Below are 15,711 nucleotides of genomic sequence, written 5' to 3'. Positions count from 1 at the left end.
CGCGCCCTCGCCGTACGCCAAGTTGTCATATTGGCGACATGTCATGTTTAGGGCAGGCTAGAAATCGTGACGCGGGGGGTCATCATCGCCCACCCTCGTGATCGGTAGTACCGAATCACGGAAGGGCGCCCCCCTCATGCACTGGCTTGCCCGCCTCACCGCCGTCGGAGCGGTGTCCCCACTCCTCGCCCTGCCGGCCCTGCCGGCCGCGGGCGGGGCCGCCCCCGCACCGCCCCCGGCGGCCCCCTCGCACCGGGTCACTCTCATCACCGGGGACGTGGTGACCGTCCGCCAGGCCGCGGCCGGGAAGTGGGCGGTGACGGTCGATCCCGCCAAGGGCCGGGAGCGGATCAGGTTCTCCACCCACGACATCGACGGGAAGCTGCAGGTGCTCCCCGACGACATGGTCCCCTACGTGGCCGGCGACCTGATCGACAAGAGCCTGTTCGCGGTCGGCGACCTGATCGCCCAGGGGTACGACGACACCGGCAGCCCCGCGCTGCCGCTGCTGCTCTCCTACGACAAGGGCGCCCGGGCCGCGGGCGCGCTGCCCGGCGTCAAGCCGGTGGGCGAGCTGGAGAGCATCGACGCGCGGGCGGTGAACGCCGGCAAGAGCGAGCTGGCCGCGTTCTGGAAGGCCGTCGGCGCGGCGCCGGCGGCCCGCTCCAGCGAGCCCCGGCTCGCCTCGGGGATCAAGAAGATCTGGCTGGACGCCAAGGTGAAGGTCGACCTGGAGCGCAGCGTCCCGCAGATCGGCGCCCCCGAAGCGTGGAAGAGCGGGTTCGACGGCAAGGGCGTCAAGGTGGCCGTCCTGGACACCGGCGCCGACGAGAACCACCCCGACCTCGCCGGGAAGATCGCGGACAGGCGCAACTTCACCCCCGCCCCCTCGACCCAGGACGGTCACGGGCACGGCACCCACGTCGCCTCCACCATCGCGGGCCTCGGCACGGCCTCCGAGGGCCGCCGCAAGGGCGTGGCTCCCGGCGCCGAGCTGATCGTCGGCAAGGTGCTGGACGACGACGGCTCGGGCAGCTTCTCGCAGATCATCGAGGGGATGGAGTGGGCCGCGACGTCCGGTGCCGACGTCGTGAACATGAGCCTGGGCGGCGCGGCGACGGACGGCACCGACCCGGTCAGCACCGCCCTGAACACGCTGACCGAGCAGACCGGCGCCCTCTTCGTCGTCGCGGCGGGCAACGAGGGGCAGGAGTATTCGGTCGGCACCCCCGGCGCCGCGACGTCGGCGCTGACCGTCGGCGCGGTCGACGCGGACGAGGCGCTCGCCCCCTTCTCCAGCCGTGGCCCGCGTCTCGACGACGGCGCCAAGCCGGACATCACCGCCCCGGGAGTGGCGATCGTGGCCGCGCGGGCCGAGGGCACCTCGATGGGCCAGCCCGCCGACGAGCGCTACACCGCCGCGTCCGGAACCTCGATGGCGACGCCCCACGTGGCCGGCGCCGCCGCGATCCTCAAGCAGCGGCACCCGGACTGGAAGGCCCGGCAGCTCAAGGACGCCCTGGTCTCGACCGCCAGGACCGCGCAGGACCTGACCGTCTACGAGCAGGGCGGCGGACGGGTGGACATCGCGCGGGCCGTACGGCAGGGCGTCACGGCCACCGGCGTGCTCGACCTGGGCACCCACAAGGACGGTGGCTCCACGAGTCCCTCCGGGACCGTCGCCTACACCAACTCCACCCAGGCGCCCGTCTCCCTGACGCTGGCCGTCACCCTGAGCAACCTGGACGGTGACGCCCCAGCCCAGGGCGCGCTCACCCCGGGGTCGACGTCGGTCACCGTCGACGCCGGCGCCACGGTCACGGTCCCGGTGACCGCCGACCTGGCGAAGCTGGCGTACGGCCGGCACTCCGGCCACCTCACCGCGACCACCGCGGACGGATCGGTCTCCCTGCAGACCACGCTGGCGCTCACCAAGAGTCCCCGCACCCACAAGGTGCACATCAGCGCCATCGGCAAGGACGGCAAGCCGGCGAGCATGAGCAACATCTTCATGTTCGGCCCCGGCCGGCAGGACAACCTCCTCACCTACATCATGCCGTGGGAGGCCGAGGAGGGGAAAACCTTCGAGGTCCCCGAGGGCACCTACTTCGCGCAGGGCCATTCCGGCGAGGAACGCCTGGACGGGCACGTCATCGACATCAAGATCGACATTCCCGAGTTCCAGGTGGACGGCGACGTGGAGCTGGTGTTCGACGCGCGGAAGACACGGCCGATCGTGATCAAGACGCCGCAGCCGGTGGTCCAGGAGGGCATCTCCACGTTCGCCAGCTACCGCGACACCGGTTCCCGGAAGATCTCCTCGTCGTTCATGAACTTCCCCACGGTCGAAGAGCTGCACGTGGCCGGGACGCAGCCGGTCCGCAAAGGCACCTTCGAGTTCACCTCGCGCTGGCAGTACGGCGCGCCGAGGCTGTCCTCACGGGTCAACGGCTTCAAGGAGCCGCTGGACCTCTTCCCGATGGTGAGATCACCGGAGTGGAGCGGCCGGTACCGGTGGGAGCTCGTCGACGGCGGTCACGGCACCCCCGAGGAGCTTCGCGCTCTCACGCTGCGCGGCCGGGCGGTCATCCTGTCGAGCACCTTGGACGGTCCCCAGTGGGACGAGATGATCGCGGCCGCCGCCGAGGCGGGCGCCGCGGCGGCGATCGTCGTGCCGACCCGCGACGACGGCGCGTGGCAGTACTGGTGGCCGGGCGAGGACAGGCAGGCGATCCCGGGCGCCTCGATCCCCTACGGGCAGGGGCAGAAGCTGCTGGAGCGGGTCCGCAAGGGCCGGGCCGTCCTCGACGTGACCGCGAACATGGCCATCCCCTATCTCTACGACATCTCGCAGGTCTCCAAGGGGCGGATCCCGGAGCAGATCGTCTACGAGGCCAACGCCTCCAACCTGGCCCGAGTGGACACCGGCTACCACGAGACCGGCGGTTTCGGCTGGGCCAAGGAGCAGCGGTTCGGCTGGCGGCCGTGGCAGGTCTTCTCCAACGAGGGGCAGCGCTGGGTCCGCACGGGGTCCGAGCGCGTCGAGTACGTCACCTCGGGTGACACCCAGTGGGAGCACGTGGCCCAGCACATGTTCACCTGGGATGCGATGAGCCCGCTCGCCCCCGGGCTCACCGGCGGGCCGCGCAGCTACACCGCCGGTGAGAAGGTCGGCGAGCGGTGGTTCGGCCCCGTCGTACGGCCGGCGATCCCGCCGAACAGGCCCGAGTTCACCCCGACCCGGACGGAGGACACGCTGAGGCTCGACATCCCCGAGTTCGTCGACGCCGCCGGCCACTACGGCTACGCGTTCACCTCCGACGAGGAGGACGTGGTCTCCGCCCGCCTCTACCGCGATGGCGTGCTCGTCGCGGAGCCGCGACGGGCCGTGGGGGACTTCCCCGCCGTTCCCGGGAAGGCCACCTACCGGCTGGAGCTGTCCACCAAGCGCTCGTCGGAGGAGTGGACGTACGCCACCGAGACCAGCACGGCGTGGACGTTCGGTTCCGCCCGGCCGGCGTCCGGCTCCGAACCGCTGCCGCTGCTCGGCGTCGACTACACCGTGCCCGCCGACCTGAACGGCCGGGTCCGCCGGGCGCTGCCGGTCCCGCTGGACTTCGCCGTGCGGAGCACCGCGCCCGGCCTCGCCCTGCGGAAGGTCACGGCCGAGCTGTCCTATGACGACGGCAAGACCTGGAAGCGCCTGGCGCTGCTGCCCCGCGGCAAGGACCGCTACTCCACCCTGGTCTCCCACCTCGCGGGCGAGGGCCGGTATGTCTCGCTGCGGGTCAATGCGGAGGACCGGGCGGGGAACGCGGTCAGCCAGACCGTGCTCCGCGCCTACGGCGTGAGGTGACGGGTCCGGGCGCCGGTACGGCATCACCGTGCCGGCGCCCGGACCCTCGGCACTCGGCCGCCGCCCGGACTCTGGGCACGCGGCCGGCGCCCGGACCCGCCGGAGGACACCGGTCCGCGGACCGCCGGCCGGGGCCGCCGGTCAGAGCCAGCGCTCCCGGGCGGCGTGCCAGGCGAGCTGCATCCGGGTCTGCGCGCCGGCCAGCTCCATGATGTGCGAGAGGCGCCGCTGCACGGTCCGCTGGCTGATCCCGAGCTGGCTGGCGATCGACTTGTCCGGCACCCCGGCGACCAGCAGCGACAGCAGGTACAGGTCGTCGGAGTTCAGTGGGCAGGGATGAGTCCCCTCGGCGAGGGCGCCGTCCTCGCCGATCCGCAGCGGCGTCGCCCGGTCCCAGTAGCTCTCGAACAGCGCGATCAGCGCCTCCAGCAGCTCGCCGCCCCGGATCAGCGCCGCCGTCGGCTCCGATATCCCGGCGTGCCGCACCAGCGGCAGCAGACCGATCTCCCGGTCCACGACCATCAGCCGGACCGGCAGCCGGGGCAGGGCTCGGGCGCGCTCGCCCAGCTTGACGCCGTAGGCCACGTTGGCCTGCATCCCCGGCTCCTCCAGCAGGTCGCGCTCGTAGACCACCCGGTAGACCACCCCGCGGCGCAGCGCGTCCAGCTCCGCGTCGTTCTCGGTCGAGTGCATCACGATCGCGCTCCCCCGGCAGAAGCAGAGGACCTCCTCGCGGGCGTTCTCCTGCAGGTGTTCGAGCTGCTCGCGCAGCGCGATCCGGTTGGGCAGCACCTCCACGAGGAGGCCAGCGTCACGGCGGCGGGCGTTGCCCCGGTACTCCTCCGACAGCTGCTCCACGGTGCGCCGCGCCCAGTCGAGCGACTGCTGCTGGCGCAGCAGGCGCGCGCCCAGCACGATGTCGGGGGAGACCGCGGTGAAGCGCCGCTCCGCCGGAGCGGCCGTCTCCGCGGAGGCCGTCCGGACCAGTCCCCTGGCCTCCATGGACGACAGCACCGTCTCGACCGCGCCGACGTCGAGGTCCAGCTCCGCGGCGAGATCGACGACACCCGCCTCGGCCGCCGTCACCAGGAACCGGTAGAGGCGTTCCTCCACCGGATCCAGCCCGACCGTTTCCAGCATGTCGCAATAATGCCATCCAAAACACGCATAACGGATGCAACTTCACCTCACAGGACGAGACCGCCGCGGGAACCGCCCGTGGATGACGACGCCCGGTCCTACCCGGGCGCCGGTGCGGCCGTCACCCGGCCGACAGGATCAGGCCGCTGGTGGGCACGCCGGTCCCCGCGGTGACCAGGACGTTGCGGACCCCGGATACCTGGTTCACCGAGGTGCCCCGGACCTGCCTGACCGCCTCGGCGATGCCGTTCATGCCGTGGATGTACGCCTCGCCGAGCTGCCCGCCGTGCGGGTTGACCGGCAGGTGGCCGTCGATCTCGATGCCGCCGTCGGCGACGAGGTCCCGCGCCTCGCCGCGCCCGCAGAAGCCGAGCTCCTCCAGCTGGGTGAGCACGAACGGGGTGAAGTGGTCGTACAGGATGGCCGTCTGGACGTCGGCCGGGCCGAGCCCCGACTGCTCCCAGAGCCGGCGGCCGACCACCCCCATCTCCGGCAGACCGGTCATCTCGTCGCGGTAGTAGCTGGTCATCATCAGCTGGCCGGCGCCGGCCCCCTGGGCCGCGGCGGCGATCAGAGCGGGTGACCTGCGCAGGTCCCTGGCCCGTTCGGCGGAGGTGACCACCAGCGCCACCGCGCCGTCGCTCTCCTGGCAGCAGTCGAGCAGGTGCAGCGGCTCCACGATCCACTTGGACGCCTGGTGCTCCTCCAGCGTGATCGGGCGCCCGTGGAACCAGGCCGCGGGGTTGGTGGCCGCGTGCCGGCGCATCGCCACGGCCACCCGGCCGAAGTCCTCGGACGTCACGCCGTAGGCGTGCATGTAGCGCCGGGCGAACATGGCGACCCAGCCCGCCGGGGTCATCAGTCCGTACGGCACGTGCCAGCTCATCTCCAGGCCCTGGGAGGACGGCTCGCCGCCGATCCGGGCGTCGGGCTGGCCGAACCTGCGGCCCGAACGCTCGTTGAAGGCGCGGTAGCAGACCACGGTCTCGGCGGCCCCGGTGGCGACCGCCATCGCGGCGTGCAGCACGGTGCCGCACGCCGCGCCGCCGCCGTAGTGCACGCGGGAGAAGAACGTCAGATCGCCGATGCCCACCTCGCGGGCCACGGCGATCTCCTGGTTGGCGTCCTGGGTGTAGGTCACCAGCCCGTCGACGTCCGCGGGGCTCAGGCCCGCGTCGTCCAGCGCCGCGAACACCGCCTCGGCGGCGAGCTGGAGCTCCGACCGCCCTGACTGCTTGGAGAACTCGGTCGCGCCGATACCGGCGACAGCCGTACTCCCCGGGAGGGAGACCACGGTGATGGGTGCCTTTCTGCGGTGGGGCGTGTGGGGGCGTGCCCGGCGTCCGGACGGGGCGGGCGCTCAGCGTCCGGGCAGGGCGAAGCGGACGGTGCCGGAGGCGTGGTCGCCGAGGCTGACCCTGCCGCGGACCTCGACCGTGAACTCGCCGTCGTCGTGGGCGACGACGGCGCCGGTGAAGGTCAGCGTGTCGCCCGCGTAGGCGGGGACGCCGAGCTTGACGTTGATGCCGCGGATCAGCGCCTCGGGGCCCGCCCAGTCGGTGACATAGCGCTCGACGAGGCCCATCGTGGTCAGGATGTTGAGGAAGATGTCCTTGGAGCCCTGTGCCCTGGCGCCCTCGACGTCGTGGTGGACCGGGGTGAAGTCCATCGTCGCCAGCGCCGTCGAGATGATCACGGTGGGGGTCAGCCCGATCACGAGTTCCGGGAGGACCGACCCGATCTCGACCTGGTCTTCGGTAAGCGTCCGCATCATGACTCCTGGGGGACCCACATCGGCAGGATCAGCTCGTCGTCCATCTGGCGATACGTCACACGCAACTGCATACCGATACCCACTTCTTCCGGCGGACAGTCCACGACATTGCCCACGATCCGCACCCCTTCCGGCAGCTCCACCACAGCGACCACATAAGGAGTGCTCAGCCCCGGGACCGGCGGGTTGTGGTGCACGACGTAGCTGTAGACCTCGCCTGTACCGCCCGCCACGACGTGCGTCCGGTCGGCCGAACGGCACGACGGGCAGATCGGGCCCGGGGGGTGCCGGAGCTCTCCGCAGTCCGCGCATCTCTGGATCCGGAGCTCGCCCCTGGCGACACCTTCCCAGAAGAACGCGGTGTCCCTGTTGACCGCGGGTCTCAGCGGGTACGGCTCGCGTGCCTCGGGCGTGGTTTTCCGCTCCCGGGGGCGAAATTTCAGTACCCGGAACAGCATGTGGGCCACGGGCTCCTCCCCCGAGTACCACGTGACGTTCCAGGTGACGAAGTAGCCCTCGCCGAGCGCCGTCTTCTTCGGCCCGGAGAGCCCGGCGAACCGGGTGGCCGGCACCAGCCGCTCGCCGACCCTGAGGTAGCGGTGGTAGGTCTGCTCGCAGTTGGTCGCGACCACGCCGGTGTAGCCGCTGCCGTCCAGCGCCCTGAGCACGTCGTCGACCGGGGTGCTCTGCTGCCCGCGGTCCCGGTTCACCCCGGGCATGTTCCAGACCTGGATCATCGCCGGGGGCGCCACGACCTCCCCGTGCACGCTGCCCGCGGCGGCCTCCGCGTCGGTGTAGACGGGGTTGGCGTCCCCCATGGCGTCGGCCCAGTGCCGGATCATCGGGAGGTTGACCGGGTCCGCGGCGGCCGCACCCCGGACCTCGCCGAGCTCGATCTGCCGCCCGGCCAGGGCCATGAGCCGGTCGTGGAGGGCGGGCTCCGCCGTCGCGGTCATCGGGGCGGCCTCGGCAGGCTCAGGCCGAGCATGGCGATGAGCTCGCGCTGGACCTCGTTGACGCCGCCGCCGAAGGTGAGCACGATCGCGCCCTTGACGCCGTGGTCGAGGCGGTCGACGAAGTCGGCCGTCTCCGGGTCGGCCGGGTCGCCGTAGCGGGCCAGGACGTCGCCGACGATCCTGCCGACCTCCTGCATCCGCTCCGATCCGTAGATCTTGGTGGCCGAGGCGTCGGGGGCGCCCAGCCAGCCCAGGTCCATGTTGGCCGCGACCTGCCAGTTCAGCAGCTCGTTGGTCCGGAAGCAGGCGTAGACCCGGCCGAGCGCCCGCCGTACGGCCGGCTCCTCGATGAGGCCGGTGCCGCGGGCCCAGCGCAGGAACCTGTCGTAGGTGTGGGCGATGTTGCCCGCCGGGCCCAGCGTGACCCGTTCGTGGTTGAGCTGGTTGACGATCAGGTCCCAGCCCTTGTTCTCCTCCCCCACCACCATGTCCACCGGCACGCGCACGTCGGCGTAGTAGGTGGAGTTGGTGTGGTGGCGCCCGTCCATGGTCGTGATCGGCGTCCACGAGAAGCCGGGGTCGGCGCAGTCGACGATCATCATCGTGATGCCGCGGTGCTTGCGGGCCTCCGGGTCGGTGCGGGCGGCCAGCCAGATGTACTGGGAGTAGTGCGCCCCCGAGGTGAAGATCTTCTGTCCGTTGACGACGTAGTGGTCCCCGTCGCGGACCGCGGTGGTGCGCAGGGACGCCAGGTCGGTGCCCGCCTCGGGCTCGCTGTAGCCGATCGCGAAGTGGCACTCCCCCGCCAGGATGCGCGGCAGGAAGAACTCCTTCTGCGCCGCCGTGCCGTACTGCATGAGGGTGGGGCCGACGGTCTGCACCGTGATGATCGGGTAGGGCACCTCGGCGCGGGCGATCTCGTTGGCGAAGATCTGCTGCTCCAGCGGGCCGTACCCGCCGCCGCCGTACTCCCGCGGCCAGCCCAGCCCGAGCTTGCCGTCGCGGCCGAGGTTGCGGCAGTGCTCCATGTAGGCGTCGCCGAACGGGTCGGTGGAGATCTTCTTTCGGTCCTCGGCGGTCAGGCAGCCCCGGAAGTACTCGCGCAGCTCGTCGCGGAGCCTTTTCTGCCCGGGGGTCAGGTCGATCATCATCAGACGAGCGCTCCGATCGTGTCGAGCCGGGCCTCCACGCCGCCCAGCAGGTGGGCGTGGTGCTTGCCCCAGGCGAAGTAGCGGTGCAGCGGGTAGGTCACGTCCAGGCCGATCCCGCCGTGCAGGTGCTGGCAGGTGTAGAGCGCCCGGAGCGCCGAGTCCGTCACGGTGAGGGCTCCGACGGCGAGGTCGGTCTCGGCCTCCTCTGCCGCGCCCTCGGCCAGCCGCCACGCCCCGGACCACACGGCCACGTCCAGTGCCCGGCCGGCGATGTAGACGTCGGCGATCTGCACGGTCACCGCCTGGAACTCGGCCAGCGCCCGGTCGAACTGCCTGCGGGTCCTGACGTACTCCGTGGTCAGCGCCAGCGCCCCGGCCAGCACGCCGGAGGAGACGGCGATGATCCCGGCCAGCGCCAGCCTCCGCAGGCCGTCGAACGCCTCGCCGTCCTGGGCCCCCACCGGCTCACCGGGGGTGGCCTCCAGGATGAGCGTGGCGGCGGGCTCGCCGGTGGAGACGGACTCGGGCCGCAGGGTCATCGCCTCCGGCGAGGCCAGGAACAGGCCGACGCCGCCGTCCGTGACGGCGGGGACGAGGATCCTCGACGCCTGGGCCGCGTACGACACCGTGCTCTTGCGCCCGTCCAGCACCCAGCCGCCGCCGTCCCTGCGGGCGGTCACGGCGGGTGCGGCGCCGAGGTCGCGGCCGGGCTCGCGCAGCGCGGAGGTCAGCACCAGCCCGCCCTCGGCCAGGGGGGCCAGCGCCTCGCGCTGCTCGCGGGAGCCGTACCGGGCGACGGCCAGCGCCGCGACGAGGCTCTGCTGGACGGGGACCGGGGCCACGTGTGCGCCGACCTCCCGCAGGAGGACCGCCATCTCGACCGGCCCGAACCCGGCGCCGCCCGCCTCCTCCGGCAGGCACGCGCCCAGCAGCCCGGCCTGGGCCAGGGAGCTCCACAGCCGCGCGTCGTACGGCGCGCCGCTTGCCTCATGGGCCTCCAGCCTGCCGGCGCTCACCTCCCGGTCGAGGAGCTCCACCGCGAGTTTGCGCAGGTCACTCTGGGTCTCATCAAGATTGAAGTCCACTAGCGCTCCAGGGGGTGCCGCCGGCCGTGCCGGACGAACTCGTCGTCGATCTCGGTGATGTCGTCGGGGGTCAGCGGCCGCCATCCCGGCTGTCCCGGGGGCCGCCACCAGACGGGGTCGCCGGTGTGCCAGCCCTCCGCGGCGAGGACCCGCTTGACGACCTTGTTCGAAGCGGTCTGCGGCAACTCCTTACATATGCGGATATATCGAGGTATGGCCTTGGGACCGAGGTCCCTCCGGCCGGCCAGGAAGCCCGCGAAGGCCCCCTGATCGAAGTCGCCGTCGAGCACCAGGGCCGCCATGACCTGGTCTCCCGCCGCCGCGTCGGGCACCGGGTAGACGGCCGCCTCGATCACGCCGGGGAACTCGCGGACGACCGCCTCGACCGGCGCGACCGCCAGGTTCTCCCCGTCCACCCGGAGCCGCTCGGTGCCGCGCCCGGCGAAGAAGACATGGCCCCGCGCGTCGGCGTAGGCCAGGTCGCCCGACCAGAACACGCCCTCCCGGATCCGCTCGCGGTCGGCCTCGGGGTCGTCGTAGTAGCCGTCGAACAGGCCCGGCCCCTCGGTGTTGACCAGCTCCCCGATCGCCTCGTCCCCGTTGAGCAGCCGGCCGTCCTCGATGACGGCGGCCGGGCATCTGCGCCCGCTGGACGGGTCGCGGATCTCGATGCCGTCGGGCAGCCTGCCCAGGCAGCCGGGCGGTCCCGCCGGGTCGGGGGTGATCGCGATCGCGGTTTCGGTGGAGCCGAACGCGTCGATGACGTGGCATCCGAACCGTTCGCCGAACCGCCGGACCGCGGTGGCGCTCCCCTCGTTGCCGAAGGCGATCCGGAGCGTGCCGTCCCGGTCGCCGGGCTCCGGCGGGGTGGACAGGACGTAGGAGAGCGCCTTGCCGACGTAGTGCAGGTAGGTGACCCCGTAGCGCCTGACGTCGGGCATCAGCCCGGAGGCGGAGAACCTCCGCCGGAGCACCAGCGCCGCCCCCGACGCCACCGCCGGGGCGTAGGCCGCCATGACGGCCCCGGAGTGGAACAGCGGCATGGAGCAGTAGACGACGTCCTCGGGCGAGAGCATCGCCGCCAGGCTGACGCCGGGGACGGCGATCTTCCGCTGGGTGACCCGCACCGCCCGGGGCCGGCCCGAGGTTCCCGAGGTGAAGATCAACATGACCAGCCCGTCCTCACCCACCGGCACGGCCCCCGGGGAGCCGGTCCGGAGGGAGCCGTCCCGCGCGGGACCGTCCTGCGCGGAGCCGGTCCGGGCGCCCCCGTCCCGCGCGGGGCCGGCGCGGGCGGAACCGGCGCGGGCGGGAGGCGGCGCCGTAGCGCGGAGTCCGGCGATCTCCGCGGCGAGCTCCGCGTACGCGGGTCCGTGGACGATGAGGTCGGCGTGGGTGGCGTCCGCGTCACGGGCGAGCTCGGCGGCGCTCCTGGTCGTGTTCAGCGCGACGAGCACGTGGCCGGACAGGGCGGCGCCGCCCAGCAGGAACAGCATCTCGGGGACGTTGTCGAACAGCGCCCCGACGTGCGCGGCCCGGCCCAGGGTGTCCATCCAGGCGCCCCTGGCCCGGCACTCCGCGACGTATTCGCGCCAGCTCCACACCTGGTCCTCGAACAGGAGGCCGGGCCGGTCGTCCCCGGCCCGCCGCTCCAGCAGCTCCGCCAACGTCTTCCCGGACATCATGCCTCCCAGCGATGAGGCTCAGGCCAGCCGTTCCGAAAAGTAGAACAGATTCTATTATCTGTCCATAGGGAATCTGTGGCAATAAGTCATCACATACACCGACGTAGCACATATCCCATGTAAGGACGGGCCGCGCTTGTGACTGGCGAGTAACTCATCGGAGCAACCGGAAATCAGATAACGTGTTCTCATGCGTACCCCGCATGCGACCACCGAGGCGCCGGTCGCCTCGCGCCTCCCCACCCCGCCGGCCCCGGGCGCCGCCGGACCGGCCAAGACCAAGGGGGCACCTGGCGTGCAGAGCGAATCGGCCTCCACCGGCGTCCGCACCCGGAGCCAGCACCAGCGGCGCAAGCGCATCGTCCAGGCCGCCGCCGCCCTCGCCTCCCGCGGCGGCGTCGAGGCCATGCAGATGCGCACCGTGGCCGAGCGGGCGGGGGTCGCCCTCGGCACCCTCTACCGCTACTTCCCCTCCAAGATGGATCTGGTGGTCGCCGTCGTCGGCGAGGAGATCGACCTTCTCGAGAGCAGCATCGAGCGCCGCCCGCCCAGCGCCACCACGGCCTCGGGCCGGGCCGTCGACATCCTGATGCGCGCCACCCGCGGCCTGATGCGCGAGCCGGAGCTCGCCGACGCACTCATCCGCTCACTGATCATGGCCGAGGTGGACACCCCGTTCGGCGACCGCATGGCGAGCCTGCTGCTGCGCGTGGCCGCCGACGAGCTCACCGCGGAGACCGCCACCGAGGAGCAGTTCGCCCTCGCCGGCTCCCTGGCCAGCGTCTGGGTGCACGAGCTGCTGGAGATGCTCCGCGGCCGGCGCACCTACGAGCAGATCCAGCGCCGCATCGAGATCGCCGCCATCCGCCTGCTCGCCGACTTCCAGCCGCCTTCTTCCGCCTGAAAATAGAACGCGTTACAGTCACAGTCGGAAGACGACCAGAGCGACGTTCTAGAGCGACGCGCCGAGGGACCGGCTCGCGGGCGCCGGGACCCGGCCGCCAGGCGAGGAGATCGTATGGGTGCAGTGATCGTCGAGGCCGTGCGGACCCCGATCGGCAGGCGTAACGGCTGGCTGGCGGGGCTGAAGCCGCTGGCGCTGCTCGCGGCGGCGCTGAACGGCCTGGTGGACCGGTCGGGGATCGACCCGGCGGCCGTGGAACAGGTGTTCGCCGGATGCGTCACCCAGGCGGGCGAACAGGGTGGGCACGTCGGGCGGCACGCCTGGCTCTACGCCGGCCTGCCGTACCAGACGGGCGTGACCACGGTCGACGCGCAGTGCGGCTCCTCCCAGCAGGCCGTACACCTGGTCGCCGCCCTCATCAACTCGGGCGTCATCGACGCCGGCATCGCCTGCGGCGTCGAGGTGATGAGCCGCGCCCCGCTCGGCAGCAACGTGCTCCCGGCCCGGCCCCGGCCCGACGACTGGGCCGTCGACCTGCCCGACCAGTTCACCGCCGCCGAACGGATCGCCCAGCGGCGCGGGCTGACCCGCGAGCGGCTCGACCGGTTCGGCGCCCGGTCCCAGCGGCTGGCCGCCGAGGCGTGGGCCGAGGGCCGGTTCGACCGGGAGATCGTCGGGGTGACCGCGCCCGTCCTCGGCGAGGACGGGCGGCCGACCGGCGAGAACCGCACCGTGGACAGGGACCAGGGACTGCGCGAGACGACCGCCGAGACGCTGGCCGGGCTCAAGCCGGTGCTGGACGGCGGCATGCACACCGCGGGCACCGCCTCGCAGATCTCCGACGGCGCGGCGGCGGTGCTGCTGATGAGCGAGGAGGCCGCCGCCCGGCACGGCCTGCGCCCCCGGGCCCGCATCCTCGCCCAGGCGCTCGTCGGCGCCGAGCCGTACTACCACCTGGACGGTCCGGTGGACGCCACCGCCAAGGTCCTGTCCGCCACGGGCATGACCGTCGCGGACATCGATCGGTTCGAGGTAAACGAGGCGTTCGCCTCGGTCGTCCTCTCCTGGGCGTCGGTGCACGGGCCGGACATGGACCGGGTCAACCCGGGCGGCGGCGCCATCGCGCTCGGCCACCCGGTCGGCGCGACCGGTTCCAGGCTGATCACCACCGCCCTGCACGAGCTGGAGAGGTCCGACTCCTCCACCGCGCTGGTGTCGATGTGCGCGGGCGGGGCGCTCGCCACCGCGACCGTTCTCGAACGGTTGTGAGAGCGGTCGCCGGGCGGCGGGGAGAGACCTCGACCGGGAAAGACCGTGAGACGACGGCGGCCGCGAGACAGCGGCGGCCGTGAAAGAACGAGGAGCACCACATTTGAGATCCCGCCGCAGGCCCTACAGCGAGCAGCGCCCGACCGACGTCGGCGGCGGGGTGTGGAGCGTGCCCGTCCCGATCCCCGGCAACCCGCTCGGCTACACGCTGGTCTACGCCGTCGAGTCCCCCGCCGGGCCGGTGCTGGTCGACGCGGGCTGGAACCACCCGGAGGCCTGGCTGGCGCTGCGGGACGGGCTGGCCGCCGTCGGCATGGACGTCCGCGAGGTCCGAGGGGTGGTGGTCACCCACTTCCACCCCGACCACGCCGGGCTGGCCGGCCGGGTCCGGGAGGAGTCGGGGGCGTGGATCGCCATGCACGAGGCCGACGTCGCGCTGGTCAAGCTCATCCGCGACGTCGACGAGGGCGCGCATCGCGCCTTCCAGGCCGACATGCTGCGCCGGGCGGGGGCCACCGGGGGCGAGGTGGCGGAGGTGACGGCGGAGCGGCCGCAGCCGCCCGCGCTGCCCGACCGGACGCTCGGCGACGGCGACCTGGTCGACCTGCCCGGCCGCGCGCTCCGCACGGTCTGGACCCCCGGCCACACCCCGGGCCACATCTGCCTGCACCTGGAGGACACCGGCCGGCTCTTCACCGGCGACCACGTGCTGCCGGGCATCACCCCGCACATCGGCGTCTACCCCTACGACCGCACCGACGTGGACCCGCTCAGCGACTTCCTGGACTCGCTGGCGAAGGTGGCGGGCCTGGGCTCGCTCGAAGCCCTGCCCGCTCATGAGTGGATATTTCAAGACACGGCGGCCCGGGCGGTGGAGATCCGCACGCACCACGAGGAGAAACTCCTACGGCTCGCCGCCCTGCTGGCCGAGGCGGGCGAGCCCCTCACCATCTGGGAGACCGCCGGCCGGATGACCTGGAACCGCCCCTGGGAGGAGCTCCCGGCGATGCTGAGGGGGATGGCCGCCGGAGAGGCCGCGGCCCATCTGCGCACCTTGGAGGTCCGAGGTGTGATCCGCCGCACGGCGGAGGTGGGACCGGTCCGCTACGCCCTACACTCTTAGACATCCGATGTCTGAGGGACCCGAGGATGGTGAAGCGTGGCGGTCACCGACGCCGCTATCGACAGGATCAAGCAGATGATCCTCGCGGGCGAGCTCGCCCCGGGCAGCAGGCTGCCGAAGGAGGCCGACCTGGCCGAGCGGCTCGGCCTGTCGCGCAACTCCCTGCGCGAGGCCGTCCGCGCCCTCGCCCTGATCAACGTGCTGGACGTGCGCCAGGGTGACGGCACCTACGTGACCAGCCTGGAGCCGCGGCTCCTGCTGGACGCGATGTCGTTCGTGGTGGACTTCCACCAGGACGACACCGTGCTGCAGTTCTTCCAGGTCCGGCGGATCCTCGAACCGGCGGCGACCGCGATGGCGGCCACGCGGATGACCGAGTCCGAGGTCGCCGAGCTGCGCAAGATCCTCTCCGAGCTGCCCGCCGACCCCAGCGTCGAGCAGCTCGTCGCCAACGATCTGGAGTTCCACCAGCGCATCGCGGCGGGCTCGGGCAACGCGGTGCTGTGCTCTCTCATAGAGAGCCTGTCGGGCCCCACCACCAGGGCCCGGATCTGGCGGGGGCTGACCCAGGAGAACGCCCTGGAGAAGACCCGCGAGCAGCACGCCGCGATCTGCGACGCCATCGCCGCCCGGCAGCCCGAGGTCGCCCGCGCGTGGGCGACCGTCCACATCGCCGGGGTCGAGGAGTGGCTCCGCAACGCCCTCGCCTGAACCGATCCCCCACCAGAAAAGATCACAAAGTCGTACTCTTGGGGCGGACCGCTCCCG

Annotated in this window: 12 protein-coding genes; 5 read left to right on the top strand and 7 right to left on the bottom strand. The window is 72.2% G+C overall.

The genetic code is table 11. From position 1 onward, the window contains the following. The first annotated feature begins 136 nt into the window (after positions 1 to 136). A complete protein-coding gene (locus J2S55_RS23000; RefSeq protein WP_306864625.1) occupies positions 137 to 3,856 on the top strand; it encodes a S8 family peptidase in 3,720 nt (1,239 codons plus the stop codon). 141 nt (positions 3,857 to 3,997) lie between these two features. Here the strand turns inward: J2S55_RS23000 and J2S55_RS22995 are convergent, their stop codons facing one another. The 7 genes from J2S55_RS22995 to J2S55_RS22965 form a co-directional block, all read right to left on the bottom strand. After that, entirely contained in the window at positions 3,998 to 4,996 is a 999-nt protein-coding gene (locus J2S55_RS22995; RefSeq protein ID WP_306864624.1) for a helix-turn-helix domain-containing protein, read from the bottom strand. A gap of 121 nt (positions 4,997 to 5,117) precedes the next feature. After that, positions 5,118 to 6,290: a lipid-transfer protein gene (locus J2S55_RS22990; protein WP_306864623.1), complete on the bottom strand. Its 1,173-nt coding sequence runs from the start codon at positions 6,288 to 6,290 to the stop codon at positions 5,118 to 5,120. 66 nt (positions 6,291 to 6,356) lie between these two features. Next, a complete protein-coding gene (locus tag J2S55_RS22985; protein ID WP_306864621.1) occupies positions 6,357 to 6,770 on the bottom strand; it encodes a MaoC/PaaZ C-terminal domain-containing protein in 414 nt (137 codons plus the stop codon). Next, a complete protein-coding gene (locus J2S55_RS22980; protein WP_306864619.1) occupies positions 6,767 to 7,726 on the bottom strand; it encodes a bifunctional MaoC family dehydratase N-terminal/OB-fold nucleic acid binding domain-containing protein in 960 nt (319 codons plus the stop codon). Before J2S55_RS22980 ends, J2S55_RS22985 begins: the two co-directional genes overlap by 4 nt. Next, on the bottom strand, positions 7,723 to 8,877 hold the full coding sequence (locus J2S55_RS22975) for an acyl-CoA dehydrogenase family protein (RefSeq protein ID WP_306864618.1): 1,155 nt from the start codon (positions 8,875 to 8,877) through the stop codon (positions 7,723 to 7,725). Before J2S55_RS22975 ends, J2S55_RS22980 begins: the two co-directional genes overlap by 4 nt. After that, complete coding sequence (locus J2S55_RS22970; protein ID WP_306864617.1) at positions 8,877 to 9,962, bottom strand: acyl-CoA dehydrogenase family protein; 1,086 nt, start codon at positions 9,960 to 9,962, stop codon at positions 8,877 to 8,879. The genes J2S55_RS22975 and J2S55_RS22970 overlap by 1 nt, the downstream gene beginning before the upstream one ends. Beyond that, complete coding sequence (locus tag J2S55_RS22965) at positions 9,962 to 11,647, bottom strand: AMP-binding protein (RefSeq protein ID WP_306864615.1); 1,686 nt, start codon at positions 11,645 to 11,647, stop codon at positions 9,962 to 9,964. Before J2S55_RS22965 ends, J2S55_RS22970 begins: the two co-directional genes overlap by 1 nt. Positions 11,648 to 11,837: 190 nt before the next feature. Between J2S55_RS22965 and J2S55_RS22960 the strand changes: the two genes are divergently transcribed. The 4 genes from J2S55_RS22960 (at position 11,838) to J2S55_RS22945 (ending at position 15,654) form a co-directional block, all read left to right on the top strand. After that, positions 11,838 to 12,551 (top strand): TetR family transcriptional regulator, encoded by a 714-nt coding sequence (locus tag J2S55_RS22960; protein WP_306864614.1) that lies wholly within the window; start codon positions 11,838 to 11,840, stop codon positions 12,549 to 12,551. Between the two features lie 114 nt (positions 12,552 to 12,665). Further along, positions 12,666 to 13,820, top strand: a complete 1,155-nt coding sequence (locus J2S55_RS22955) for a steroid 3-ketoacyl-CoA thiolase (protein WP_306864613.1) — start codon at positions 12,666 to 12,668, stop codon at positions 13,818 to 13,820. A gap of 103 nt (positions 13,821 to 13,923) precedes the next feature. Beyond that, positions 13,924 to 14,943 carry an MBL fold metallo-hydrolase gene (locus tag J2S55_RS22950; RefSeq protein ID WP_306864611.1) on the top strand — a complete coding sequence of 340 codons (1,020 nt, stop codon included), beginning with the start codon at positions 13,924 to 13,926 and terminating at the stop codon, positions 14,941 to 14,943. 36 nt (positions 14,944 to 14,979) lie between these two features. Continuing rightward, positions 14,980 to 15,654, top strand: a complete 675-nt coding sequence (locus J2S55_RS22945; RefSeq protein WP_306864610.1) for a FadR/GntR family transcriptional regulator — start codon at positions 14,980 to 14,982, stop codon at positions 15,652 to 15,654. Positions 15,655 to 15,711: the final 57 nt, after the last annotated feature.

This window comes from Streptosporangium brasiliense (assembly GCF_030811595.1).
Taxonomy (GTDB): domain Bacteria; phylum Actinomycetota; class Actinomycetes; order Streptosporangiales; family Streptosporangiaceae; genus Streptosporangium; species Streptosporangium brasiliense.
The sequence above is the reverse complement of the archived record's forward strand: the minus strand, read 5'-3'. Positions and strand labels throughout refer to the sequence as shown.